We start from the raw sequence: 23,875 nt of genomic DNA on the forward strand, positions 1-23,875 counted from the left end.
TGTCATCCCACCGTATGCGCGGTGATGTTGTAAACGGGCAACGGCGATCTCGGCCCACGACCTTGCGGCGGGGCACCGGGGCCGCCCCCTCCACGGTCCCGATGCCCCGTCGCAAGGCCGTCGACCTGCGTTGTTAGCGCTGCGCAGTTCCTTCGTCATCCGGAGCGATGACTATTCACCCGGCTCCGTCAGATCCTGTCAAGAGTGTGATGGGCATGCGAAGGAACTGAAGATTTGTCACACTCACTCACCGTGAACGTTGTCCGGTTTGCTCGCAGTTGCTCCTCACCCTCCGCATGCCATCGGCTCGTCGGCCGGTAGCGGCTCTCCGGTCGGTAGCGGCTCAGATCCCGGACACCGTGCCCGCGATCACCCGGACCACTCCGTCCCCCGTGCGGCCAGCGCGGCACGCAGCCGGGACTCGCGGGCCGGGCCGAGCAGCTCGTACGCCTCCGCCACCGGGGCCCAGCGGTACTCCTCCAGCTCGGCGGCCTGCAGCGCGATCTCGGTGCCGACCGGCACCGAGCCGGCGTCGAAGACGAAGTGCACCGAGGGGTGCGGGAGCTGCTCGGACGGGTGGGTCCAGGCCACCACCAGCAGTGGACCGACCTCCCGGTCCAGGCCGGTCTCCTCCAGCAGTTCACGTCGGGCGCACTGGGCCGCGTCCTCGCCGAGGTCGATGACACCGCCCGCGAACTGCCAGCCGGGGCGGTAGTTGGGCTTGACCACCAGCACCCGGCCGGCCTCGTCGGTCAGCAGGGCGGCGGCAGCGGTGAAGGAGCGGGGCAGCGAGGCGAGCCAGGCGTCGCGGGGCAGCAGTCGGTCCTGATCCATGGGGCGTCTCCGATGGGCTGGAATGCGGACGGGCCGACGCTACCGCTGCCGGGGCACCCGTGCCCGCCGCCGGTGCCGCGCCCGCGACCTGGGAGAGTGGGCCCATGACCGACCAGACGACCCTGATCGCCGATCGTGCCGAACTCCCCGGCCCGGTACCGGGCCTACGGGTGTTCCACGGCGAGGACGGCGTCGCCGTGCTGCTGCTCGACCGCCCGAAGCGCCGCAACGCCGTGACCCTGCGGATGTGGCAGGCGCTCCCCGAGGTGCTGGCGGGGCTCGCCGAACGTCCGGGCCTGCGGGCCCTGTTGGTGACCGGCGCCGAGCGGACCTTCAGCGCCGGCGCGGACATCGCCGAACTCGCCGACGTGTACGGGGATCCGGCCGCCGCCGACGCCTACCACGCGCGCAACGTCGAGGCGGAGCAGGCGCTGGCCCGTTTCCCGCACCCGACGCTGGCCGTGGTGCACGGCTCCTGCGTGGGCGGCGGCTGCCAGCTGGCGCTCGCCTGCGACCTGCGGTTCGGCGCCGAGGACGCCCGACTCGGGATCACCCCGGCCAAGTTGGGTGTGGTCTACCCGGCGGTGCCGACCGTCCGGCTGGCCGGCTTGGTCGGTCCGGCCCGGGCCAAGTACCTGCTGTTCTCAGGCGAGTTGGTGGACGCGGCGCGGGCCGAGCGGTTCGGGCTGCTGGACGAGGTGCATCCGGCGGCGGAGTTGGACGGCCGGGCGCTGGAGTTCGCCCGGCTGCTGGCCCGTCGCTCACCGCAGACCATCGGTGCGGCGAAGGCGGCGCTGGGGGCCGGCGACCTGGCCGGCGCCCGGGCCGCGCTGGCGCCCTGGGAGCGCCGCTCGCGCGAGGCGCCGGACGTCCGCGAGGGGCTCGCTGCCTTCCTGGAGCGGCGCGAGCCCGCGTTCTGACGCCGGTCGTACCGCCCCCGCTCGCCGGTCGTACCGCTCCGGCTCATCGGGCGTACCGCTCCCGCTCGCCGGTTGTGCCGCCCTCGCTCACCGGGCCCGGACTGGGCCGGGCGGAGTAACGTGAGACGTGAGTCCAGTGACTCTCTGGTGGGATGCCCGAAGAGGGAATCCGACCCCGAGACAAGGAGTTTCCGGACATGCGCGCAGACGTTGGCGACCGCGTCCATATCCACAGCAGAGCCGTTGGCATCGAGGAGCGGCAGGGAGAGATCACCGAGGTGCACGGGCAGAACGGCGAGCCCCCGTACCTGGTCAAGTTCTCCGATGGCCACGAGGGCCTGCTCTACCCGGGCCCCGACTGCACCATCGAGCGCCGCGCCGCCGAGGAGCGCTAGCAGCGCCCGGCCCCCCGACCCGCCCTGGCGGGGCAACCGCCCACCAGGGCGAGTCCGCGTGCCGGCGCACGGCCTCTGCCACCGCGCGGACTCAGCGGATCGGTATCCCCGAGATGCTGCGCGCTATCACCAGCCGCTGGATCTCGCTGGTCCCCTCGAAGATCGTGTAGATCGCGCTGTCCCGGTGCATCCGCTCCACCGGGTACTCGCGGGTGAAGCCGTTGCCGCCGAGCAGCTGCATCGCCTGCGCGGTCACCCACTTCGCGGTCTCGCCGGCGTAGAGCTTGGACATCGAGCCCTCGGCGGCGGTGAACGGCTGCTGGTTGGCGGCCATCCAGGAGGCCCGCCAGACCAGCAGCCGGGCCGCGTCGATGCGGGTGCGCATGTCGGCCAGGGTGAAGGCGACGCCCTGGTTGTCGATGATCGGGCGACCGAACTGCACCCGGGTCTTGGCGTAGTCGAGCGCGACCTCGTAGGCGGCCCGGGCGATCCCGATGGCCTGGGCGCCGACGGCGGGCCGGGAGGCCTCGAAGGTGGCCATGGCGGCGTTCTTGCCGCGCGACGACGAGCCGCCGCCGGCCGCGCGCTCCCGGGCCCGGGCCAGCCGCTCGTCGAGCTTCTCCTTGCCGCCGAGCAGGCAGTGGCCGGGCAGGCGGACGCCGTCGAGGACGACCTCGGCGGTGTGCGAGGCGCGGATGCCGTGCTTCTTGAACTTCTGGCCCTGGGCGAGCCCCTTGGTCCCCGGCGGCACCACGAAGGAGGCCTGGCCGCGGGCGCCGAGCGCCGGGTCCACGGTGGCGACGACCACGTGCACGTTGGCGATGCCGCCGTTGGTGGCCCAGGTCTTGGTCCCGTTGATGACCCACTCGTCGGTGGCCTCGTCGTAGACCGCGCGGGTGCGCAGCGCGGAGACGTCGGAGCCGGCGTCCGGCTCGGAGGAGCAGAAGGCGGCGACCTTGACGTCGTCGGGGGTGCCGAACATCTGCGGGACCCAGGTGCCGACCTGCTCCTCGGTGCCGTTGGCGAGCACGGCGACGGCGGCCAGGGTGGTGCCGACGATGGACAGGCCGATGCCGGCGTCGCCCCAGAACAGCTCCTCCATGGCGATCGGGATGCCGAGGCCGGACGGGTCGAAGTACTGCTGGGCGTAGAAGTCCAGCGAGTAGATGCCGACCTTGGCGGCCTCCTGGATGATCGGCCAGGGGGTCTCCTCGCGCTCGTCCCATTCGGCGGCGGCCGGACGGATCACGTCACGGGCGAAGCCGTGCAGCCAGTCGCGAACGGACTGCTGGTCCTCGCTCAGCGCCATCGAGAAGGCGTTCATCGCCAGTCACTCCTCGTCACTACTCACGTTGGATCGTCCGAGCCCGAGATCAGGGGCCCAAGATCGCGCCGCCCGGGTGTTACCACGGGTAACATCGAGGGAGTCTGCTACTGATAGGTAATGGCTGTCAACGAGTCCGGACGCGGCAGTGCGGGACACGAGAACGAGGGAGGGGCCGGGGTGACCGCGCTGGAGGAACCGCGCAGGGAGCAGCTGCTCAACGCCGCCGACCGGGTGGTCCGCCGGGACGGGCCGGGCGCCAGCATGAACGCGATCGCCGCCGAGGCCGGGATCACCAAGCCGATCCTCTACCGCCACTTCGGCGACCGCAGCGGCCTCTTCCAGGCCCTCACCGAGCGGCACACCGCCGGCCTGCTGACCGCGATCCGGGCCGCCCTGGCCGAACCGCTGGAGCGGCGCGAGCAGGTGGAGCACGTGCTGGACACCTACCTGGCCGGGATCGAGGCCCGGCCGCAGGTCTACCAGCTGCTCACCCATCCGGAGGCCGGCGACCCCGACGGCGTGGGCGGGGCGCTCGCCCCGGCGCTGCGGCAGATCGCCGAGGAGATCACCCGGGCGGTGACCGCGCAGGTGGACCTCGGCCCGGACGGCCCGCTGCTCTCCGAGGCCTGGGGCCGGGCGATCACCGGCATGGTGCTGGCGGCCGGCGACTGGTGGCTGGAGAACAAGCCCTGCCCGCGCGCCCGGATGGTGCAGGCGCTGGCCGACCTGCTCTGGGGCCGGCTGGCGGCGGCCGCTCCGCTGCCCACTCCCCCGGCCCCGGCACCGGAACCCGCCGAGGCCGCCACCGATGCGCCCGACAAGTCGGAGTGACGGCCAGTCAATCGATCGACGTCCCAACTCTTGCGCCCGGCCGGGCAGTTCCGGAAGCATCGACGGCCACCACCGCCTGCCTCTGCGAGGTGCCCGTGCGCGTCCGCCGTACCGCCACCGCCCTGCTGCTGACCGCCGCCGCGCTGCTCGGCTGCGCACCGCTGGCCCAGGCACAAACCCCAAGAGCCACGGCCGACTTCCCGACCGGCACCGCCACCGCACCGGACGGCCGGGTGCTCTTCGCCGACGCGCACGGCCAGGTGGTCGAGCCGCGCGGCTTCAACGTCGACAAGTACGACGAGACCACCGAGGCCGATCTGCGCTCGATCGCCGCGCACGGCTTCACGCTGATCCGGGTGGCGGTCTCCTGGAACCGGCTGGAGCCCGCCCAGGGCCACTACGACGACGCCGAACTCGCCAAGCTGCGGCGGCTGCTGGACTGGGCGGACCAGGACGGCCTGCTGGCCGTGGTCGACTTCCACCAGGACGTCTACGGGCCCGCGTTCGGCGGCGGCGACCGGGGCATTCCGCGCTGGGCCACCAGGGACGACGGGCTGCCGTTCGTCCCCGATCCGAACGACTGGTTCGCCGGCTACTTCCAGCCCGCCGTGCAGGCCGCCTTCCGCCACCTCTACGACGACCCCGACCTGCGCCGCTGGCAGAGCGACTTCTACACCCACCTGGCCCGTGAACTACGCGGCCACCGCTCGCTGCTGGGCTACGACCTGTTCAACGAACCGTTCGGCCCGGTGTCCGGCGACCCCAGCGACCCGGCGGTGCTGGCGGCGTCGGCGGCCCAACTGGAGCAGGGCCGACTGGCGTTGATGTACCAGCGGCTGATCGGCGCCATCCGCACCGCGGACCAGCGCAGTTGGCTCTTCGTCGAGCCGACCGTGCTGGTCGGCGAGGGCGTGCCCACGCAACTGCCCGGCTTCACCGACCCACGGCCCGGCCAGCCCCGGCTCGGCTACGCACCGCACTTCTACGACACCACCGTGGAGAACGGCGCCGACTGGAACCCGGGCGACGGTTTCATCGAGGCCTACACCGCGGCGATCACCGACTATCCGCGCCGCAACCGGATGCCGCTGCTGGTCGGCGAGTGGGGCCCGCCGAGCGCGGCCACCCCGGGCAACACCGAGCTGGTGCGCCGTCAGATCGCCGCCATGGCGGGCTTCGCGAGCGGCTGGACCATGTGGTACTGGTGCCGGGGCAACGGCGGCTACTGCGCGATCGGCCCCGACGGGCAGCCGGCCACCGGAGACGGCCCGGCCTTCGGGCCGTACGCGGCGGTGCTGGCCGGGCTGCCGAGCACGGAGAGTTGGGCGGCCGACCGGTACACGGTAGCGTTCACCGCCACCGGCGGCTGGACCGAGCTGACCGCACCGCCGACCGCCCGGCTCACCGTCACCGGCAGCGACCGGGTACAGGTGGACCGGCGCACCCCTGGCCGACTGCGGGTACGGGTGCCGCACGGCGCCCGCGTGGTCGTCGAGTTGGAGGACTAGGGCCTCTCCTATGGATCAGCGCGCCCGGCGTGATCCATGAGAGCGGCCCTACAGCAGGTCGGCCCGGGCCGCCTGGATGCCGGCCTGGAACCGGGTGCGGGCCCCGAACCGGTCCATCAACTCCCGCACCCAGCGCTGCACCGTGCGGGTGGAGACGCCCATCTGCCGGGCGATGCTCTCGTCCGTCAACCCGGCCGCCAGCAGGGCGAGCAGCTGGCGGTGGCGGTCCTGCGGCAGGTCCGGCGAGTCGGCGGCGGGCAGGCGCATCGCCCTGGTCCAGTAGAGCTCGAACAGCCCGGCCAGGGCGTCCAGCAGCGAGGACGGCCGCACCAGTAAAACGCTCTGCAGCTCGGTGCCGGTGCTGACCGGCAGCAGCGCCCACCTGTCGTCCACCAGGGCCAGCTTGAGCGGGAGTTCGGGCAGCACCCGGGCCTGCTCGCCGGCGCCGGTGAAGAGCCGGATCTCGGCCAGCCGGTCCGGCTCCCGCAGCACCCGGCTCTCGTAGACCACCCGCATCCGCACGCCCCGGGCCAGCGCGGCGAGTTCGAGCTCCGGATCGGCCCGGCGGATGTAGGGCGGCTTGTCCAGCACCCGCAACTCGCCGCGCACGCTCAGCTGGAGGCTGCGCCACAGCTCGGCTATCGAGTCCCGGCCGGTGATGACCTCGACCAGCTCGCCGGCCTCGGTGCCGCTGCGGGACTTGCGGTAGGTGCGCAGCAGTTCGGTGATCCGGCCCCGGGTGCGGCGCAGTTCCAGCTCGCGACGGAGCAGCAGCTCCTCCAGCGCCACGTCGGGGGCGGCCGCGCTCCACAGCGTGCCGTTCGGCATCGGGCGTTCCACCAGCCCGAGTTCGGCCAGCGAGCCGAGCGCGGCCAGCGACCGCTCGGCTCCGATGCCGAGCACCTGGCCGAGCTGAGCGGCGCTCAGCCCGGCCACGGTCAGCAGCTGGAGGTAGAGCCGCTCCTGGTCCAAGGTCAGCCCGAGGGCCCCGAGCCGTGCGGTCCACTGCTCCGCCATCCGACCTACCGTCCCCGAGAGTTGGCCATGCCTGTCATGCTAGCGCCAGGGTGGCCGAAGGGGATCAGTCCTGCGCCAGCCCCCGGCGCGCCAACAGCGGCCCGACCTGCGGGTCGCGCCCGAGCACCGCCCGGAAGGCGTCCATCGCGGACACGCTGTCACCCCGGCTCAGCAGCTCGCGGCGGAACGACTCACCGCTCTCCCGCACCGGTCGGCCGTTCCCCTGGAACCACTCCACGGTGTCCGCGTCCAGCACCTCCGACCAGAGGTAGGAGTAGTAACCGGCGCTGTAGCCGCCGACGAAGAGGTGGCTGAAGTAGCCGGTGCGGTAGCGCGGCGGCATCGCGGGCAGCGCGAGGCCGGCCTCCTTGAGCACCCGGGCCTCGAACTCCTCGATGTCCTGGACGGTTTCCTGGTCGGCCGAGCAGGTGTGCCAGGCCCAGTCGAGCAGCGTCGCGGCCAGCACCTCCACCATCCGCAGGCCCTGGCCGAAGTTCTCGGCCTCCTCCAGCCGGCCCAGCAGCTCGGTCGGCAGCGGCTCGCCGGTCTGGTAGTGCCGGGCGTAGTGGGACTGCACCTCGGGCCAGGTCGACCACATCTCGTTGACCTGCGAGGGGAATTCGACGAAGTCACGCGGCACCCGGGTGCCGGCCAGCGACGGGTAGCGCACGTCCGAGAGCAGGCCGTGCAGGGCGTGGCCGAACTCGTGGAACAGGGTGCGCACCTCGTCCAGACTGAGCAGGGCCGGGCGGCCGGGCGCGGGCTTGGTGATGTTCAGGTTGTTGAAGACCACCGCGCGGCGGTCCAACAGCCCGGCCTGCGACACCAGTTCATCCATCCAGGCGCCGCCGCGCTTGGACGGGCGGGCGAAGAAGTCGGCCAGGAACAGGCCCAGCGGCGTGCCGTCCTCCTCGAACACCTCGAAGACCCGGGTGTCGGGGTGGTAGCCGGCCAGGTCGAGCCGCTCGGTGAAGGTCAGCCCGTAGGCCAGCCGGGCGGCGTGGAAGACGCCGTCGCGCAGCACCCGCTCCAACTCGTAGTAGGGGCGCAGCTCGGCGGTGTCGACCTCGTACTCGGTCCGGCGCACCCGCTCGGCGTAGTAGGCCACGTCGTGGGCGCCGAAGTCGGCCACCCCGTCCGCCTCGGCGGCCTGGGCCAGCCGGGCCAGCTCGCGTTCGGCGTTGGCCACCGAGGGCGCCACCAGCTTGGCCAGCAGCTCGCTGACGGCCTCCACCGTGCCGGCCGTCTGGTCGGCCACCGTGTAGGCGGCGTGGCTGGGGTAGCCGAGCAGGGCGGCCCGCTCGGCGCGCAGCGCGGCCATCCGGGCGGCCAGCGGGCCGTTGGTGCTCAACCCGCGGGCGAGCGCGCTGTCCAGCAGCCGGCGGCGCAGCCCGCGGTCGGCGAGCTTGGCCAGCAGCGGCTGGTTGGTGAAGTTCATCAGGGTGAGCGCGTAGCCCTCCTCGCCGCGCTCGCGGGCACTGGCGGCGGCGGCCTCGATCTCGCCCTCGGAGAGCCCGGCGAGCTGCTCGGCGTCCTTCACCAGCAGCGCGCCGGCCGCGTTGGCGGCGTGCAGATGCTGCTGGAAGGTGGCGGAGGCGGCGGCCAGTTCGGCGTTCAGTTCGCGCAGCCGCCGCTGCTCGGCGCCGGACAGCCGGGCGCCGGCCCGGACGAACCGCTGGTGCAGGCGCTCCAGCAGCCGCAGCGACTCGGCGTCCAGCCCCAGCTCGGCCCGGTTGCGGTGCACCTCGTCGATCCGGGCGAAGAGCGCCTGGTCGAGGTGGATCGCGTCGTCGTGGGCGGCCAGCTTCGGCCGGTACTCGGCGTCGAGTTCCTGCACGGCGTCATTGGTGTGGGCGGAGGACTGGTTGTCGAAGACCACCAGCACCCGGGTCAGCAGGGCGCCGCTGCGCTCCAGCGCGACCACGGTGTTCTCGAAGTCGGCCGGCTCGGGGTTGCCGGTGATCCGGCGGATCTCGGCGAGCTGCGCGGCCATGCCCTGGTCGAGCGCGGGCCGGTAGTGCTCGTCCCGGATCTCGGCGAAGGGTGGCAGCTGGTACGGCAGCGTGCTCGGAGCGAGGAAGGGGTTGTCCGTCATTCCGCCGACCATACGCGCCGCGCTCGGCTCCGCGCTGGCCATTGCACCTGACGTTGTCAGTCCCGCGCGCTACGGTCGGGAATGCCTGATCCATTGCCCTCAATCGACCCGAACAGGAGGCCGCCGATGACGCCCAGGATCGCCCTGGTGCCCGATCAGCAGGGGCGCGGCGGCCGGCTGCAGCGCCTCACCGAGCAGGGCGAGCCGGTCGGCGGGGTGCTGACCGCGCGCGATCTGGCCGCCGCGGTGGCCGAGCTGGAGGCGGCCGAGCGGCCGCGCTGGGTCTGGGCCGCCGCCGAGTCGGCCTACGTCCCGCTGCTGGCCGAGCTGCCGGACCGGCTGGGTCGGTGCCACGACCTGCGGCTGGTCGAGCCGCTGCTGCTGGGGCACGAGGGCCGCTGGGGCGCGCCGCGCTCGCTGGGCGCCGCCTGGGCGCGGCTGCGCGGCCTGCCGGTGCCCGACGATCTGCCGGAGGCCGGCGCCGCCGAGGCGCAGGATTCGCTGTTCGCCCCCGACCGGTTGCAGCTGCCGCCGGGCACCGACCCGCTCACCGCCGTCCTCGCCGTCCACGCCGAACAGCAGCGCCGCCTCGGCGCGTTCGAGGACGCGGCGGAGCGCTCCCGGTTCCGGCTGCTGGTGGCCGCCGAGTCGGCCGGTGCGCTGGCCGCCGCCGAGATGGCCGCCGCCGGGCTGCCGTGGCGCGCCGAGGTGCACGACGCGATGCTCACCGAGCTGCTGGGCCCGCGCCCCACGGTTCCCGGCACCCAGCCGGCCCGGCTGGCCGAGCTCTCGGTGCGGCTGCAACAGGCGCTGGGCAGCAAGCCGTTCAACCCCGACTCGCACACCCAGGTACTGAAGGCCTTCGCCGACCAGGGCATCCGGCTCTCCTCCACCCGGGTCTGGGAGCTGCGCGGGATCGACCATCCGGCCGCCGAATTGATGATCCGCTACAAGGAGCTGTCCCGGATCCACTCCGCGCACGGCTGGGCCTGGCAGGACGCCTGGGCGCGCGGCGGCCGGTTCCGCCCGGAGTACGTGGTGGGTGGCGTGGTCTCCGGCCGCTGGGCCAGCCGGGGCGGCGGCGCGCTGCAGATCCCGCGGGTGCTGCGCCGTGCGGTGGTGGCCGATCCGGGCTGGCGGCTGGTGGTGGCCGATGCCGCCCAGTTGGAGCCCCGGGTGCTGGCCGCGCTCTCCGAGGACGCCGCGCTGGCCCGCAGTGCCGCCGGCGGCGATCTCTACCAGGCGCTGGCCGCCACCGCGTTCCACGGCGAGCGGGACAAGGCCAAGCTCGGCCTGCTCGGCGCGATGTACGGGCAGACCAGCGGGGACATCGGCCCGCTGCTGGCCATCCTGCGGCAGCGCTATCCCGTCGCGATGGGCTATGTGGAGGCGGCGGCCCGCACCGGTGAGGAGGGCGGCATCGTCCGGTCCCGGCTGGGGCGCAGCTGTCCGCCGCCCTCGGACGCCTGGCTGGACCTCACCGAGGCGGCGGGCGGCGAGGGCGAGCAGGGGCCGCGGTCGGCCCGGGCCCGCGGCCGCTTCACCCGCAACTTCGTCATCCAGGCCTCGGCGGCGGACTGGGCGCTGGCGCTGATCGCCGCGCTGCGCCGAAGACTCGCCGAGCTGCCCGACCATCCGCATCTGGTCTTCTTCCAGCATGACGAGGTGATCGTGCACACCCCCGCCGAGCTGGCCGAGCAGGTGGTGTCGGCGGTCACCGAGTCGGCTGCCGAGGCCAGTCGGCTGGTCTTCGGGCCGACCCCGGTGCAGTTCCCGATGAGCACCGCCGTGGTGGAGTGCTACGCGGACGCCAAGTGAGCCGCAGTCACTGACGAGCCGTCAGAACTTGTGCGACTGCCAGGCCTCCCGGGCGGCCTGCGCCACCTCGGCCAGCGCCGCCCCGGTGGAGGCGGTCACCACGGCCGCCACCGCGCCCTCCACGAAAGGGGCGTCCACCAGCACCGCTTGGTCGGGCCGGTCAAGGTCGGCGAGCACGGCGCGGGCGGTCAGCACGGCGCTGCCCAGATCCGGCAGCACCACCACGCCGGCGCCGCCGTCGGCCTCGCGCACGGCGGCCTCGATCAGCTCGTAGCTGGTGCCCGTCGAGCCGTCCTCGGTGCCCGCCGCGACCGCCACCGCCACGGCGCCGCCGCCCAGTTGCTCGGCCAGTTCGCGCACCCCCGCGCCGAGCTGCGGGCTGTGCGACACCAGGACGATTCCCACCGAGGTCCTCATGGCCCGAGCCTAGCCGGATCGCCACGCCAGGGCTGGACGAACGGCTGAGGAATCCCAGCCGCGTGGCGTAGGTTCGAGGCAGCCGGTCCGACCGCCACCCCGGGAGTCCCGCATGAAGAAGCTGATCAACACGCCCGAGTCCGTGCTCGACGACACCCTCGCCGGAATCGCCGCCGCACACCCCGAGTTGACGGTGGACCGGGCGGCCCGGGTGGTGCACCGGGCGGACGCACCGCGCCCGGGCAAGGTGGCACTGATCTCCGGCGGCGGTTCCGGTCACGAGCCGCTGCACACCGGTTTCGTCGGCCCCGGGATGCTGGACGCGGCTTGCCCCGGCGAGGTGTTCACCTCCCCCGTGCCGGACCAGATGCTGGCCGCGATCTCGGCCGTCGACGGCGGGGCCGGTGTGGTCTTCGTGGTCAAGAACTACACGGGTGACGTGCTCAACTTCTCGCTGGCCGCCGAACTCGCCGCCGAACAGGGCATCGAGGTCCGCACCGTGCTGGTGGACGACGACGTCGCCGTGCAGGACTCCACCTTCACCGCCGGGCGGCGCGGCACCGGCGCCACCGTGGTGGTGGAGAAGGTCTGCGGCGCGCTGGCCGAGCGCGGTGCCGGCGCCGCGGAGGTGGCCTCGATCGGCGAGCTGGCCAATGCCGCGTCCCGCTCCTTCGCGGTGGCGCTGACCGCCGCGACCGTACCGGCCGCCGGCAAGCCCGGCTTCGACCTGCCGGGTGACGAAATCGAGGTCGGAGTCGGCATCCACGGCGAACCGGGCCGCCGCCGGGAGCCGCTGCGCCCGGCCCGTGAGCTGGTGGCCGAGGTGGTGGAGACCGTCCTGGCCGACCACACCCTGGCCTCGGGCGACCAGGTGATCGCCCTGGTCAACGGCCTGGGCGGCACCCCGCTGCACGAGCTCTACCTGGTCTACGGCGAGGTGGCCGCCCGCCTCGCCGAGCGCGGCATCACCATCGCCCGCCGACTGGTCGGCAACTATGTGACCAGCCTCGACATGGCCGGGTTCTCGCTCACCCTGACCAAGGCCGACCCGCAGCTCCTGGAGCTCTGGGACGCGCCCGTCGCCACCCCCGCCCTGCACTGGTCCTGACACCCCCTTGTGAGACCGACGGAGCATCAGCATGTCCTACGCCATCGACCACGATCTCGCCGTCGCCTGGCTGCGCGCCACGGCCGCGGCCGTCGAGCAACGGCACCAGGAACTCACCGAGTTGGACGCCGCGATCGGTGACGGCGACCACGGCACCAATCTGCGGCGCGGCTTCGCGGCCGTCACCGGGCTGCTGGACGAGTTGGACCCGGCCGCCCCGCCCGGCAGCGTGCTGACCCGGGCGGGCACCACCCTGATCTCCAAGGTCGGCGGCGCCTCCGGACCGCTCTACGGCAGCGCGCTGCGGGCGGCCGGCACCGCACTGCCCGCGCCCACCGCCGACATGATGGACCTGGCCCAGGCGCTGCGGGCCGGCCTGACCGCGCTGCAGAAGCTGGGCGGCGCGGCGGTCGGCGACAAGACCATGGTGGACGCCTTCGAACCGGCCGTCGCCGCCCTGGAGCGCGCCGCCTTCGACGGCTTCACGCTGCGCGAGGCGAGCGCGCTGGCCGCCGAGGCCGCCGAGGCGGGGGCCCGGGCCACCATCCCGCTGGAGGCCCGCAAGGGCCGCGCCTCCTACCTGGGACGGCGCAGCATCGACCACCAGGACCCGGGCGCCACCTCCACCGCGCTGCTGTTCGCCGCCCTCGCCGAGGTGTCGTCACCGCACTGACCTCACCCGCTCCCCACCGGCCACCTGGACACGCGTTGTGACCAGGTGGCCTTTTCGCGCGCCCGGGAGCGGCGCAATACCACCCCACGTCCGCATGCGACTACTCTCAGTGCCCTGCTGTGGCGATCATCTCATGCCGACCGCAGCCCATCCCGCCCCATGGAATACCCAGGGGGGTATGGTGTTCTCACAGTACGGCGCCGCCCGGCGCCCCTGACCCTCGGAGGCTCTCAATGGCCAGCACCACCACCTACACCGTCACCGGCATGAGCTGCGGCCACTGCGAGAAGTCGGTGTCCGAGGAGCTCTCCGCACTGGCCGGCGTGCTCACCGTCGCCGCCGACGCCAAGGCCGGCACCGTCACCGTCTCCTCCGAGCAGCCGCTGGACGAGGCCGATGTCCGCGCCGCGATCGACGAGGCGGGCTACGAACTGGTCGGCCCGGCGGCCTGACCGCGGTGACGGGGGGCGCGCCCCCGCCGCCCCCCGCACCCTCTGATCCTCGATGGGAGAGCAGCACGATGAGCACCGCCAGCAGCACCGTCCCGAGCGCGGCCACCGACCGCGTCGAGCTGTCGATCGGCGGGATGACCTGCGCCTCCTGCGCAGCCCGGATCGAGAAGAAGCTCAACCGGCTGGACGGCGTCGAGGCCACCGTCAACTTCGCGACCGAGAAGGCCCGGGTCGACTTCGGCCCCGGCGTCACGGTGGCCGACCTGATCGCCACCGTGGAGCGCACCGGCTACACCGCCGAGCTGCCCGCGCCGCCCGCCGCCCGGACGCCCTCGCCGGAGAGCGCGGCGCCGGCCGAGGCCCCCGATCCCCTGCGCGAGCGGCTGACGATCAGCGCGCTGCTCACCGTCCCGGTCATCCTGCTCTCCATGGTCCCCGCGCTGCAGTTCACCAGCTGGCAGTGGCTGGCGTTCGCCCTCACCGGCCCGGTGGTGCTGTACGGCGGCTGGCCCTTCCACCGGGCCGCCGGCACCAACCTGCGGCACGGCGCGGCCACCATGGACACCCTGGTCTCGCTGGGCACCCTGGCGGCGTTCGGCTGGTCGGTCTGGGCGCTGTTCTGGGGCGACGCCGGGCGGCCCGGCATGAAGCACATGTTCTCGCTGGCGGTCAGCCGCGCCGACGCCGGATCGTCGCTCTACCTGGAGACGGCCGCCGCCGTCACCGTGCTGATCCTGCTCGGCCGCTGGCTGGAGGCCCGCTCCAAGCGGCGCGCCGGAGCCGCCCTGCACGCCCTGCTGGACCTCGGGGCCAAGGACGTCGCGGTGCTGCGGGACGGCCGTGAGGTGCGGATCCCGGTCGCCGAACTCACCGTCGGCACCCGGTTCGTGGTCCGCCCGGGCGAGAAGATCGCCACCGACGGCGTGGTGGTCGAGGGCGCGTCCGCGGTGGACGCCTCGATGCTCACCGGCGAGTCCGTCCCCGTCGAGGTCTCGGTCGGCGCCCCGGTCACCGGCGCCACCGTCAACGCGGGCGGCCGCCTGGTGGTCGAGGCCCGCCGGGTCGGCGCCGACACCCAGCTCGCCCGGATGGCCCAGCTGGTCGAGCAGGCGCAGAACGGCAAGGCCGCGGCGCAGCGGCTGGCCGACCGGATCTCCGCGGTCTTCGTGCCGGTGGTGATCCTGATCGCGCTGGCCACCCTGGTCGGCTGGCTGCTGGCCGGCGGCAGCCCCACCGAGGCGTTCACCGCCGCGGTCGCCGTGCTGATCATCGCCTGCCCGTGCGCCCTGGGTCTGGCCACCCCGACCGCGCTGATGGTCGGCACCGGGCGCGGCGCCCAGCTCGGCATCCTGATCAAGGGCCCCGAGGTGCTGGAGACCACCCGCCGGGTCGACACCATCGTGCTGGACAAGACCGGCACCGTCACCACCGGCAAGATGGCGCTGACCGCCGTGCACACCGCCGACGGTGTCTCCGAGGAGCAGGCGCTGCGGCTGGCCGGCGCGCTGGAGGACGCCTCCGAGCACCCGATCGCCCGGGCCATCGCGGCGGCCGCCACCGACCGGCTGGGCGCCCTGCCCGGCGTCGAGGGCTTCGAGAACATCCCGGGCCTGGGTGTGCAGGGCGTGGTGGACGGCCACGCGGTGCTGGCCGGCCGGGAGCGCCTGCTGGCCGACTGGTCGCAGCCGCTGGGCGCCGAGTTGGCGGCCGCCAAGGCCGAGGCCGAGGCGGCGGGGCGGACCGCCATCGCGGTCGGCTGGGACGGCGCGGCCCGCGCGGTGCTGGTGGTGGCCGACACCGTCAAGCCGACCAGCGCCCAGGCGGTGCGCGAGCTGCGCGAGCTGGGCCTGCGCCCGGTGCTGCTGACCGGCGACCACCGGGCGGCCGCCGAGGCGGTGGCCGCCGAGGTGGGCATCCCGGCCGCGGACGTGATCGCCGAGGTGCTGCCGGAGGACAAGGTGGCCCAGGTCCGGCGGCTGCAGGGCGAGGGCCGCTCGGTGGCGATGGTGGGCGACGGGGTCAATGACGCCGCCGCGCTGGCCCAGGCCGACCTGGGCCTGGCGATGGGCACCGGGACGGACGCGGCGATCGAGGCCGGCGACCTGACGCTGGTCCGCGGCGACCTGCGGGTGGCCGCCGACGCGATCCGGCTCTCCCGGCGGACCCTGGCCACCATCAAGGGCAACCTGTTCTGGGCCTTCGCCTACAACGTGGCGGCGCTGCCGCTGGCCGCCACCGGTCTGCTCAACCCGGTGGTCGCCGGCGCCACGATGGCCTTCTCCTCGGTCTTCGTGGTCAGCAACAGCCTGCGGCTGCGGCGCTTCGGCGGCTGACCAGCCGGCTCGGCGCCCGGCCAGACGGCTTGGGCCCCTGGCTGAGCGTCAACTCCCGCGAGCTCCTTGGACGTCAGCGTCCGAGGAGCTCGCCGCCGTTGCAGTGCAGGATCTCGCCGGTGATGAAGCCGGCCCCCGGGGAGGCCAGGAAGTGCACGGCCGCGGCCACCTCGCCGGTCTCGCCGATCCGGCCCAGCAGGGTGCGGGCGGCCCGGCGGGACACCTCGGCCTCGTCCAGCCGGGGACCGAAGAACTCGGTACCGGCCACCGTGCCGGGGGCGACGATGTTGGCGGTGATCCCGGACGGACCCAACTGGGCGGCCAGGAAGTGGTTCCAGGCGTGCAGCGAAGCCTTGGCGGCCCCGAAAGAGCCGGCCCCGCGCAGCGCGGCGATCGAGCTGATGGTGACCACTCTGCCCTCCCCGGGGTGAGCCGGTCCCGGACCGACTCGGTGAGCAGCACGGCGGTCAGCACATTGCGCTCGAAGTCCCCGCGCCAGCGGGCCAGCAGCGCGTGCGGGCCGACCCCGAAGCCGGTCTCCCGGCTGCCCGCGTTGTTCACCAGCACGTCGATCCGAGACGGCAGCGCGCGCAGCGCGGCCTCCACCTCGTCCGGGTCGGCCAGGTCGCAGACCAGCGGCGTGACGCTGCCGCCGAGCTCCGCCACGGCCGAATCCAGCACCGCGCGGCGGCGGCCCACGATCACCACCTGCTCGCCGGCCTCGACGAAGCGCCGGGCGATCTCCAGGCCGATTCCGGTGCCACCGCCCGTGACGACAACATTCCTGGCCATCTGCAAATCTCCCGCCCTGTCCATACCGGAATGACACGATTCCTATCACGCAGGGTTGCCGTCACTGCGGGGAGGGTGACGCTCGGCGCCGGGGATCATGTGGTATGAGCGGGTGGCGCGCTGGGAGCGAGAGGCAACTCACACCGCCCGGACGTAACTTTGCCGGGCCTGATACGTCTTACCTTGGTGAGTGCGACCTTCCACCGCGGAACGGCGTGCGCGTGCCACCCTCCCCCCCTGGGCCGGCCCGCGTACCCGCGGCCAGGTCGCCGTCGGGGCTCCGGCGGGCCCCGGGATGACTGTCGTGGTACGACGGTCCTCGCGCACGGCGCCGGGCAGTGGAGTGGGTCTGGAACGCTTTGAGCGGCCGTTCCCGGTCTCGTCTCCGCATCGCCCGGTCGCCGTGCGTCGCACGTACGAAGGGCCCCACTGCTCGGCAGTGGGGCCCTTCGGTTTCAGCGTTCCGGTGCGGGAGCGGACCCCCGGCCGAGCGTCAGCGCTTGTCGAGCGCCACGTAGTCGCGGATCGCGGTGCCGGTGTAGATCTGGCGCGGACGGCCGATCCGGCTGCCCGGCTCCTGGATCATCTCCTGCCAGTGGGCGATCCAGCCGGGGAGCCGGCCGAGCGCGAACAGCACGGTGAACATGCTGGTCGGGAAGCCCATCGCGCGGTAGATCAGGCCGGTGTAGAAGTCGACGTTCGGGTACAGCTTGCGGGAGATGAAGAAGTCGTCGCTGAGCGCGTGCTCCTCCAGCTTGAGCGCGATCTCCAGCAGCTCGTCCGACTTGCCGAGCTGGCCGAGCACCTCGTGCGCCAGACCCTTGACCAGCGCGGCGCGCGGGTCGAAGGCCTTGTACACGCGGTGGCCGAAGCCCATCAGCTTGACGCCGTCCTCGCGGTTCTTCACCTTGCGGATGAAGGCGTCGACGTCGCCGCCGTCCTTCTGGATCTGCTCCAGCATCTCCAGCACGGCCTGGTTGGCGCCGCCGTGCAGCGGGCCCCAGAGCGCCGAGATGCCGGCCGAGACCGAGGCGAACATGTTGGCGTGGCTGGAGCCGACCAGGCGCACCGTGGAGGTGGAGCAGTTCTGCTCGTGGTCGGCGTGCAGGATGAGGAGCTTGTCCAGCGCGTTGACGATCACCGGGTTGAGCTCGTACTCCTCCGCCGGGACGGCGAAGGTCATCCGCAGGAAGTTCTCGACGTAGCTCAGGTCGTTGCGCGGGTAGACGAACGGCTGGCCCATCGCCTTCTTGTAGGCGTAGGCGGCGATGGTCGGCAGCTTCGCCAGCAGGCGGACCGTCGACAGGTTCCGCTGGGCCTCGTCGAACGGGTTGTGGCTCTCCGGGTAGAAAGTGGAGAGCGCGCCGACCACCGAGGAGAGCATCGCCATCGGGTGCGCGTCCCGGGGGAAGCCCTGGAAGAAGCGCTTGACGTCCTCGTGCAGCAGGGTGTGCTGGGTGATGTCGCTGCTGAAGGTCTCCAGCTGGTCGGCGGTCGGGAGCTCGCCGTTGATCAGCAGGTAGGCGGTCTCGATGAAGCTGCCCTGGTCGGCCAGCTGCTCGATCGGGAAGCCGCGGTAGCGGAGGATGCCGTTGTCACCGTCGACGAAGGTGATGGCGGACTTGTACGCGGCGGTGTTGCCGAAGCCGTTGTCCAGGGTGACCAGGCCGGTCTGCGGGAGCAGCTTCGAGATGTCGAACCCAGAGTTGCCCGCCGTGCTCTCGACCACGGGGTACTCGTACTCGCCACCCTGGTACTTCAGGACTACGGCGCTTTGACTGTTCTCGCTCACGCTATTCCTCACCGACGATTAGAAATCCGCTTCGCGTGCCCTGCCGTCCACCCTCCCCCATGCGGTGGACGACCGCGCACCCGGGGTGGCCCAAAAGAGCCGGCCCCTACAAATTCGGCAGCTCCAGCCGGTACGAACCGGACAAGATCACTGCACGACTAGGCTGGTCCATCAATTTCTTCACGTCAAGATACCCCCGTCGCGGCCCTGTACCCCATTCGGGTTCGAGCTGTTCACTCGCTTGACAGCCGGTGGTCAAGCGCCGCATGCCTGCGACCGGCGCCCACCGTCCGCACCGCCTGGCCGATCGCCTTGCGCGAGCCGACCAGGACCACCAGCTTCTTGGCCCGCGTCACTGCCGTGTACAGCAGATTTCGCTGCAGCATGGTCCAGGCCGAGGTCGTGACCGGAATCACCACCGCCGGATACTCACTGCCCTGCGAGCGGTGAATGGTCACGGCATAAGCGTGCTGCAGTTCGTCAAGTTCGTCGAAGTCGTACGGCACCTCCTCGTCCTCGTCGGTCAGCACGGTGAGCCGCTGATCCTCCGCACTGAGCGAAGTGACCACGCCTACAGTGCCGTTGAAGACGCCGTTGCGACCCTTGTCGTAGTTGTTGCGGATCTGGGTGACCTTGTCGCCGACCCGGAAGGTGCGGCCGCCGAAGCGCTTCTCCGGCAGGCCCTCGCGCCCCGGGGTGACGGCCGCCTGCAGCAGGGTGTTGAGGTTGCCCGCACCGGCCGGGCCGCGGTGCATCGGCGCCAGCACCTGCACGTCCCGGCGCGCGTCCAGCCGGAAGCGCTGCGGGATCCGGCGGGCCACCACGTCGACCACCAGGCCGGCGGTCCGCTCGGTGTCGTCCTCCACGAACAGGAAGAAGTCGGGCAGGCCGTCGGTGAGCGGCGGCTTGCCCTCGTTGATCCGGTGCGCGTTGACCACCACCCCGGACTGCTGGGCCTGGCGGAAGATCCTGGTCAGCCGCACCGACGGGATCGGGCCGCCGTCGGCCAGCATGTCCCGCAGCACCTCGCCGGCGCCCACCGAGGGCAGCTGGTCCACATCGCCCACGAACAGCAGGTGCGCGCCCGGCGCCACCGCCTTGACCAGCTTGTTCGCCAGGATCAGGTCCAGCATCGAGGCCTCGTCCACCACCACCAGGTCGGCGTCCAGCGGACGGTCCCGGTCGTAGGCCGCCTCACCACCCGGCCGCAGCTCCAACAGCCGGTGCACGGTCGCCGCTTGATGGCCAGTCAGCTCGGCCAGCCGCTTGGCCGCCCGGCCGGTCGGCGCCGCCAGCAGCACCTTCGCCTTCTTGGCCAGCGCCAGGGTGACGATCGACTTCACGGTGAACGACTTGCCGCAGCCCGGGCCACCCGTCAGCACCGCGACCCTCTCGGTCAGCGCCAGCCGGACCGCCTGCTCCTGCTCGGGCGCCAGCTCGGCTCCGGTCCGCTCGGCCAGCCAGGACAGCGCCTTGCCCCAGTCCACGTCCCCGAAGCCGGGCATCCGGTCCGTATCGGCGTGCAGCAACCGCAGCAGCTGGTTGGAGAGCGACACCTCGGCCCGGTGGAACGGCACCAGGTAGATCGCGCTGACCGACTCCCCGCCATCTCCCGGCAGCAGCTCGCGGACCACACCCTCCTCGGCGACCAGCTCGCCCAGGCAGTCGATCACCAGGCCGACGTCCACCTGCAGGAGCTTCACCCCGTCGGCGATCAGCCGCTCCTCCGGGAGGTAGCAGTGGCCCTGATCGCTGCTCTGCGACAGCGCGTACTGCAGACCGGCCTTGACCCGCTCCGGGCTGTCGTGCGGGATCCCGACGGCCTGGGCGATCCGGTCGGCGGTGAGGAACCCGATGCCCCAGACATCGGCGGCCAGCCGGTAGGGCTCATTCTTCACCACGCCGATCGAGGAGTCCCCGTACTTCTTGTAGATCCGCACGGCCAGCGAGGTCGACACCCCCACCCCCTGGAGGAAGACCATCACCTCCTTGATCGCCTTCTGCTCCTCCCAGGCCGCGGCGATCATCTTGGTGCGCTTGGGGCCGAGCCCCGGGACCTCGATCAGGCGGGACGGCTGCTCCTCGATCACTGTGAGGGTGTCGATGCCGAAGTGGCCCACGATCCGCTCGGCGAACTTCGGCCCGATGCCCTTGATCAGGCCCGACCCCAGATAGCGCTGGATCCCCTGGACGGTGGCCGGCAGCACGGTGGTGTAGTTCTCCACGGTGAACTGGCGGCCGTACTGCGGATGCGAGCCCCAGCGGCCGTGCATCCGCAGCGACTCGCCGACCTGGGCGCCGAGCAGGGCACCGACCACGGTCAGCAGCTCGGCGGCACCGCGGCCGGTGTCGACGCGGGCGACCGTGTAGCCGGTCTCCTCGTTGGCGTAGGTGATCCGCTCCAGCACGCCCTCCAACTGGGCGAGCTGGAGCGGTACCGGGGCCTGCGCCTGCCGGCCCTGCAGCGCGCTCATTCGACGCACCCCTCCTGTGCTAGGCGGCCCTCCGTGGTAGTGCCGTGCGTGATGAACGGTACCGCTCCGTGCCGACACCGCCGGCCGCGATTGTGGCCACCGCGCGCAAGGCCGACGATGACAAGTGGAGACCCATTCGACTGAAGTGGATGACACCATGTTGACCACCGATTTTGCGCCCGGCGCTCCCAACTGGATCGACCTCGGCAGCCCCGATACCGACGCGGCCCAGCAGTTCTACAGCCGGTTGTTCGGCTGGACCTTCACCTCGGCCGGGCCGAACTCCGGCGGTTACGGCTTCTTCCGCCTGGGCGGGCAGACCGTGGCCGCCCTCGGACCGCTGACCGAGGAGGGCGCCACAGCGGCCTGGACGGTCTACTTCCGGACCGAGGACGCCGACCAGACGGCCAAGCTGGTCTCCCAGGCCGGCGGTGTGGTCCGGTTCGGCCCGTTCGACGTCTTCACCTCCGGGCGGATGGCCGGCTTCACCGATCCGACCGGCGCCGCCTTCGCCGTCTGGCAGCCCGGCACCACCAGGGGCCTGGACGCCGTGACCAGCACCGGCACCCTCTGCTGGACGGAGCTGCACAGCAGCGACCCCGAGCAGGCCAAGGAGTTCTACCGGAAGGTCTTCAACTGGCTTGAGCAGGACGTCCCGTTCGGCGACTTCACCTACACCGTGATCACTCCGACCGGCGGTGGCCTGGACGCCAGCCAGGGCGGTATCGCCACCCTGATCCCCGTGGACAAGGCCGTGCACACCGGGTCCTACTGGCTGCCGTACTTCGAGGTGACCGATGTGGAGGCGACCCGCGCCAAGGCGGTCGAGCTGGGCGGCGGGCAGCGCGGTGAGGTGATCGACGAACCCGGAGTCGGGCGGTTCGTGCAACTCACCGATCCGCACGGGGCGGTCTTCTCGGTGATCACCAGCACTCCGCCCGACAACTGACCGGAAACGCGAAGAAGCCCCCACCGAGCTGCGTTTAATCAAACACAGCCGGTGGGGGCTTCTTCTGAAGAATTGTTCGGCGGCGTCCTACTCTCCCACAGGGTCCCCCCTGCAGTACCATCGGCGCTGTAAGGCTTAGCTTCCGGGTTCGGAATGTAACCGGGCGTTTCCCTCACGCTATGACCACCGAAACACTATGAAACTATCGGCCGCACCACCGCCTATGCGGTGGGGTCGTTGTTTCAGAACAACACAGTGGACGCGAGCAACTGAGGACAAGCCCTCGGCCTATTAGTACCGGTCAGCTCCACCCCTCACAGGGCTTCCACATCCGGCCTATCAACCCAGTCGTCTACTGGGAGCCTTACCCTCTCAAGGAGGTGGGAGTGCTCATCTCGAAGCAGGCTTCCCGCTTAGATGCTTTCAGCGGTTATCCCTCCCGAACGTAGCCAACCAGCCATGCCCTTGGCAGAACAACTGGCACACCAGAGGTTCGTCCGTCCCGGTCCTCTCGTACTAGGGACAGCCCTTCTCAACACTCCTACGCGCACAGCGGATAGGGACCGAACTGTCTCACGACGTTCTAAACCCAGCTCGCGTACCGCTTTAATGGGCGAACAGCCCAACCCTTGGGACCTACTCCAGCCCCAGGATGCGACGAGCCGACATCGAGGTGCCAAACCATCCCGTCGATATGGACTCTTGGGGAAGATCAGCCTGTTATCCCCGGGGTACCTTTTATCCGTTGAGCGACGGCGCTTCCACAAGCCACCGCCGGATCACTAGTCCCTGCTTTCGCACCTGCTCGACCCGTCGGTCTCACAGTCAAGCTCCCTTGTGCACTTACACTCAACACCTGATTGCCAACCAGGCTGAGGGAACCTTTGGGCGCCTCCGTTACCCTTTAGGAGGCAACCGCCCCAGTTAAACTACCCACCAGACACTGTCCCTGATCCGGATCACGGACCCAGGTTAGACATCCAGCACGACCAGAGTGGTATTTCAACGGCGACTCCACAACAACTGGCGTTGCTGCTTCACAGTCTCCCACCTATCCTACACAAGCCGAACCGAACACCAATATCAAGCTATAGTAAAGGTCCCGGGGTCTTTCCGTCCTGCTGCGCGAAACGAGCATCTTTACTCGTAATGCAATTTCACCGGGCCTATGGTTGAGACAGTCGAGAAGTCGTTACGCCATTCGTGCAGGTCGGAACTTACCCGACAAGGAATTTCGCTACCTTAGGATGGTTATAGTTACCACCGCCGTTTACTGGCGCTTAAGTTCTCAGCTTCGCCCCGACGAATCAGAGCTAACCGGTCCCCTTAACGTTCCAGCACCGGGCAGGCGTCAGTCCGTATACATCGCCTTACGGCTTCGCACGGACCTGTGTTTTTAGTAAACAGTCGCTTCTCGCTGGTCTCTGCGGCCACCCCCAGCTCAGGCAGCAAGTGCCATCACCAGGAGGGGCCCCCCTTCTCCCGAAGTTACGGGGGCATTTTGCCGAGTTCCTTAACCATAGTTCACCCGAACGCCTCGGTATTCTCTACCTGACCACCTGAGTCGGTTTGGGGTACGGGCCGCCATGAAACTCGCTAGAGGCTTTTCTCGACAGCATAGGATCATCCACTTCACCACAATCGGCTCGGCATCAGGTCTCAGGCACATGTTGCGCGGATTTGCCTACGCAACGCCCTACACCCTTACCCCGGGACAACCACCGCCCGGGCTGGACTACCTTCCTGCGTCACCCCATCGCTCAGCTACTACAGACTTGGGTCACCGGCTCCACCACTCCCCTTTGTCCGAAGACTCCGGGGCGGCTTCACGGGCTTAGCATCACCTGGTTCGCCGTTGGCGCTTCAAAGCGGGTACGGGAATATCAACCCGTTGTCCATCGACTACGCCTGTCGGCCTCGCCTTAGGTCCCGACTTACCCTGGGCAGATCAGCTTGACCCAGGAACCCTTGGTCAATCGGCGCAAGAGTTTCCCACTCTTGTATCGCTACTCATGCCTGCATTCTCACTCGTATACCGTCCACGACTCGATCCCTCGGCCGCTTCACCCGGCACACGACGCTCCCCTACCCATCCACAGCGCCGTTGGGCGTATTCTGTGAATGACACGACTTCGGTGGT

The 23,875-nt window shown here is 71.1% G+C and carries 17 protein-coding genes, 2 rRNA genes and 1 pseudogene (1 of these 20 only partly in view); 10 read left to right on the top strand and 10 right to left on the bottom strand.

The features are described from left to right. Positions 1-369 precede the first annotated feature (369 nt). The gene (locus E6W39_RS14175; protein WP_141633855.1) at positions 370-834 is read right to left on the bottom strand and encodes an NUDIX domain-containing protein; all 465 of its coding nucleotides are present in this window, start codon (positions 832-834) and stop codon (positions 370-372) included. Between the two features lie 104 nt (positions 835-938). On the opposite strand from E6W39_RS14175, the gene E6W39_RS14180 reads away from it, so the two are divergent. Further along, positions 939-1,754 (top strand): enoyl-CoA hydratase/isomerase family protein, encoded by an 816-nt coding sequence (locus E6W39_RS14180; protein ID WP_141633856.1) that lies wholly within the window; start codon positions 939-941, stop codon positions 1,752-1,754. A gap of 197 nt (positions 1,755-1,951) precedes the next feature. Beyond that, positions 1,952-2,149: a DUF1918 domain-containing protein gene (locus E6W39_RS14185; RefSeq protein WP_141633857.1), complete on the top strand. Its 198-nt coding sequence runs from the start codon at positions 1,952-1,954 to the stop codon at positions 2,147-2,149. A gap of 91 nt (positions 2,150-2,240) precedes the next feature. On the opposite strand, the gene E6W39_RS14190 is transcribed toward E6W39_RS14185, so the two are convergent. Then, positions 2,241-3,473 carry an acyl-CoA dehydrogenase family protein gene (locus tag E6W39_RS14190; RefSeq protein WP_141633858.1) on the bottom strand — a complete coding sequence of 411 codons (1,233 nt, stop codon included), beginning with the start codon at positions 3,471-3,473 and terminating at the stop codon, positions 2,241-2,243. Positions 3,474-3,593: 120 nt separating this feature from the next. Here E6W39_RS14190 and E6W39_RS14195 point away from each other — a divergent pair, with 120 nt between their 5' ends. Together E6W39_RS14195 and E6W39_RS14200 are read left to right on the top strand one after the other, a co-directional pair. After that, a complete protein-coding gene (locus E6W39_RS14195) occupies positions 3,594-4,307 on the top strand; it encodes a TetR family transcriptional regulator (protein WP_141633859.1) in 714 nt (237 codons plus the stop codon). A 95-nt stretch (positions 4,308-4,402) separates the two neighbouring features. Further along, positions 4,403-5,815: a glycoside hydrolase family 5 protein gene (locus E6W39_RS14200; RefSeq protein ID WP_141633860.1), complete on the top strand. Its 1,413-nt coding sequence runs from the start codon at positions 4,403-4,405 to the stop codon at positions 5,813-5,815. Between the two features lie 48 nt (positions 5,816-5,863). Here the strand turns inward: E6W39_RS14200 and E6W39_RS14205 are convergent, their stop codons facing one another. Beyond that, positions 5,864-6,832, bottom strand: coding sequence for a LuxR C-terminal-related transcriptional regulator (locus E6W39_RS14205; protein ID WP_141633861.1), 969 nt, complete (start codon positions 6,830-6,832; stop codon positions 5,864-5,866). Positions 6,833-6,896: 64 nt separating this feature from the next. Beyond that, complete coding sequence (locus E6W39_RS14210; RefSeq protein WP_141633862.1) at positions 6,897-8,927, bottom strand: M3 family metallopeptidase; 2,031 nt, start codon at positions 8,925-8,927, stop codon at positions 6,897-6,899. A 126-nt stretch (positions 8,928-9,053) separates the two neighbouring features. Between E6W39_RS14210 and E6W39_RS14215 the strand changes: the two genes are divergently transcribed. Beyond that, a complete protein-coding gene (locus tag E6W39_RS14215) occupies positions 9,054-10,745 on the top strand; it encodes a bifunctional 3'-5' exonuclease/DNA polymerase (RefSeq protein ID WP_181799271.1) in 1,692 nt (563 codons plus the stop codon). Positions 10,746-10,766: 21 nt separating this feature from the next. On the opposite strand, the gene dhaM is transcribed toward E6W39_RS14215, so the two are convergent. Beyond that, complete coding sequence (gene dhaM, locus E6W39_RS14220; RefSeq protein ID WP_141633864.1) at positions 10,767-11,162, bottom strand: dihydroxyacetone kinase phosphoryl donor subunit DhaM; 396 nt, start codon at positions 11,160-11,162, stop codon at positions 10,767-10,769. Between the two features lie 112 nt (positions 11,163-11,274). Here dhaM and dhaK point away from each other — a divergent pair, with 112 nt between their 5' ends. The 4 genes from dhaK (at position 11,275) to E6W39_RS14240 (ending at position 15,728) form a co-directional block, all read left to right on the top strand. Continuing rightward, a complete protein-coding gene (dhaK, locus tag E6W39_RS14225) occupies positions 11,275-12,270 on the top strand; it encodes a dihydroxyacetone kinase subunit DhaK (protein WP_141633865.1) in 996 nt (331 codons plus the stop codon). A gap of 31 nt (positions 12,271-12,301) precedes the next feature. Continuing rightward, a complete protein-coding gene (gene dhaL / locus E6W39_RS14230) occupies positions 12,302-12,943 on the top strand; it encodes a dihydroxyacetone kinase subunit DhaL (protein ID WP_181799272.1) in 642 nt (213 codons plus the stop codon). A 233-nt stretch (positions 12,944-13,176) separates the two neighbouring features. Then, positions 13,177-13,395 (top strand): heavy-metal-associated domain-containing protein, encoded by a 219-nt coding sequence (locus E6W39_RS14235; protein ID WP_141633866.1) that lies wholly within the window; start codon positions 13,177-13,179, stop codon positions 13,393-13,395. A gap of 68 nt (positions 13,396-13,463) precedes the next feature. Further along, the gene (locus E6W39_RS14240) at positions 13,464-15,728 is read left to right on the top strand and encodes a heavy metal translocating P-type ATPase (protein ID WP_141633867.1); all 2,265 of its coding nucleotides are present in this window, start codon (positions 13,464-13,466) and stop codon (positions 15,726-15,728) included. 73 nt (positions 15,729-15,801) lie between these two features. On the opposite strand, the pseudogene E6W39_RS14245 reads toward E6W39_RS14240, so the two are convergent. The 3 genes and pseudogenes from E6W39_RS14245 to recD2 all read right to left on the bottom strand — a co-directional run bounded on the left by E6W39_RS14245 (position 15,802) and on the right by recD2 (position 20,786). Beyond that, a pseudogene (locus E6W39_RS14245) lies at positions 15,802-16,520 on the bottom strand (SDR family NAD(P)-dependent oxidoreductase). A gap of 493 nt (positions 16,521-17,013) precedes the next feature. Further along, positions 17,014-18,324: a citrate synthase gene (locus tag E6W39_RS14250; protein WP_181799273.1), complete on the bottom strand. Its 1,311-nt coding sequence runs from the start codon at positions 18,322-18,324 to the stop codon at positions 17,014-17,016. A gap of 221 nt (positions 18,325-18,545) precedes the next feature. Then, positions 18,546-20,786, bottom strand: coding sequence for an SF1B family DNA helicase RecD2 (recD2, locus tag E6W39_RS14255; protein WP_141633869.1), 2,241 nt, complete (start codon positions 20,784-20,786; stop codon positions 18,546-18,548). Between the two features lie 157 nt (positions 20,787-20,943). Here recD2 and E6W39_RS14260 point away from each other — a divergent pair, with 157 nt between their 5' ends. Further along, positions 20,944-21,735, top strand: coding sequence for a VOC family protein (locus E6W39_RS14260; protein ID WP_141633870.1), 792 nt, complete (start codon positions 20,944-20,946; stop codon positions 21,733-21,735). Positions 21,736-21,809: 74 nt separating this feature from the next. On the opposite strand, the gene rrf is transcribed toward E6W39_RS14260, so the two are convergent. Together rrf and E6W39_RS14270 are read right to left on the bottom strand one after the other, a co-directional pair. After that, positions 21,810-21,926 (bottom strand): 5S ribosomal RNA (rrf, locus tag E6W39_RS14265). 80 nt (positions 21,927-22,006) lie between these two features. Continuing rightward, positions 22,007-23,875, bottom strand: a 23S ribosomal RNA gene (locus E6W39_RS14270) (it continues 1,250 nt past the right edge of the window).

The sequence above is a fragment of the Kitasatospora acidiphila genome (assembly GCF_006636205.1).
Taxonomy (GTDB): Bacteria; Actinomycetota; Actinomycetes; order Streptomycetales; family Streptomycetaceae; genus Kitasatospora; species Kitasatospora acidiphila.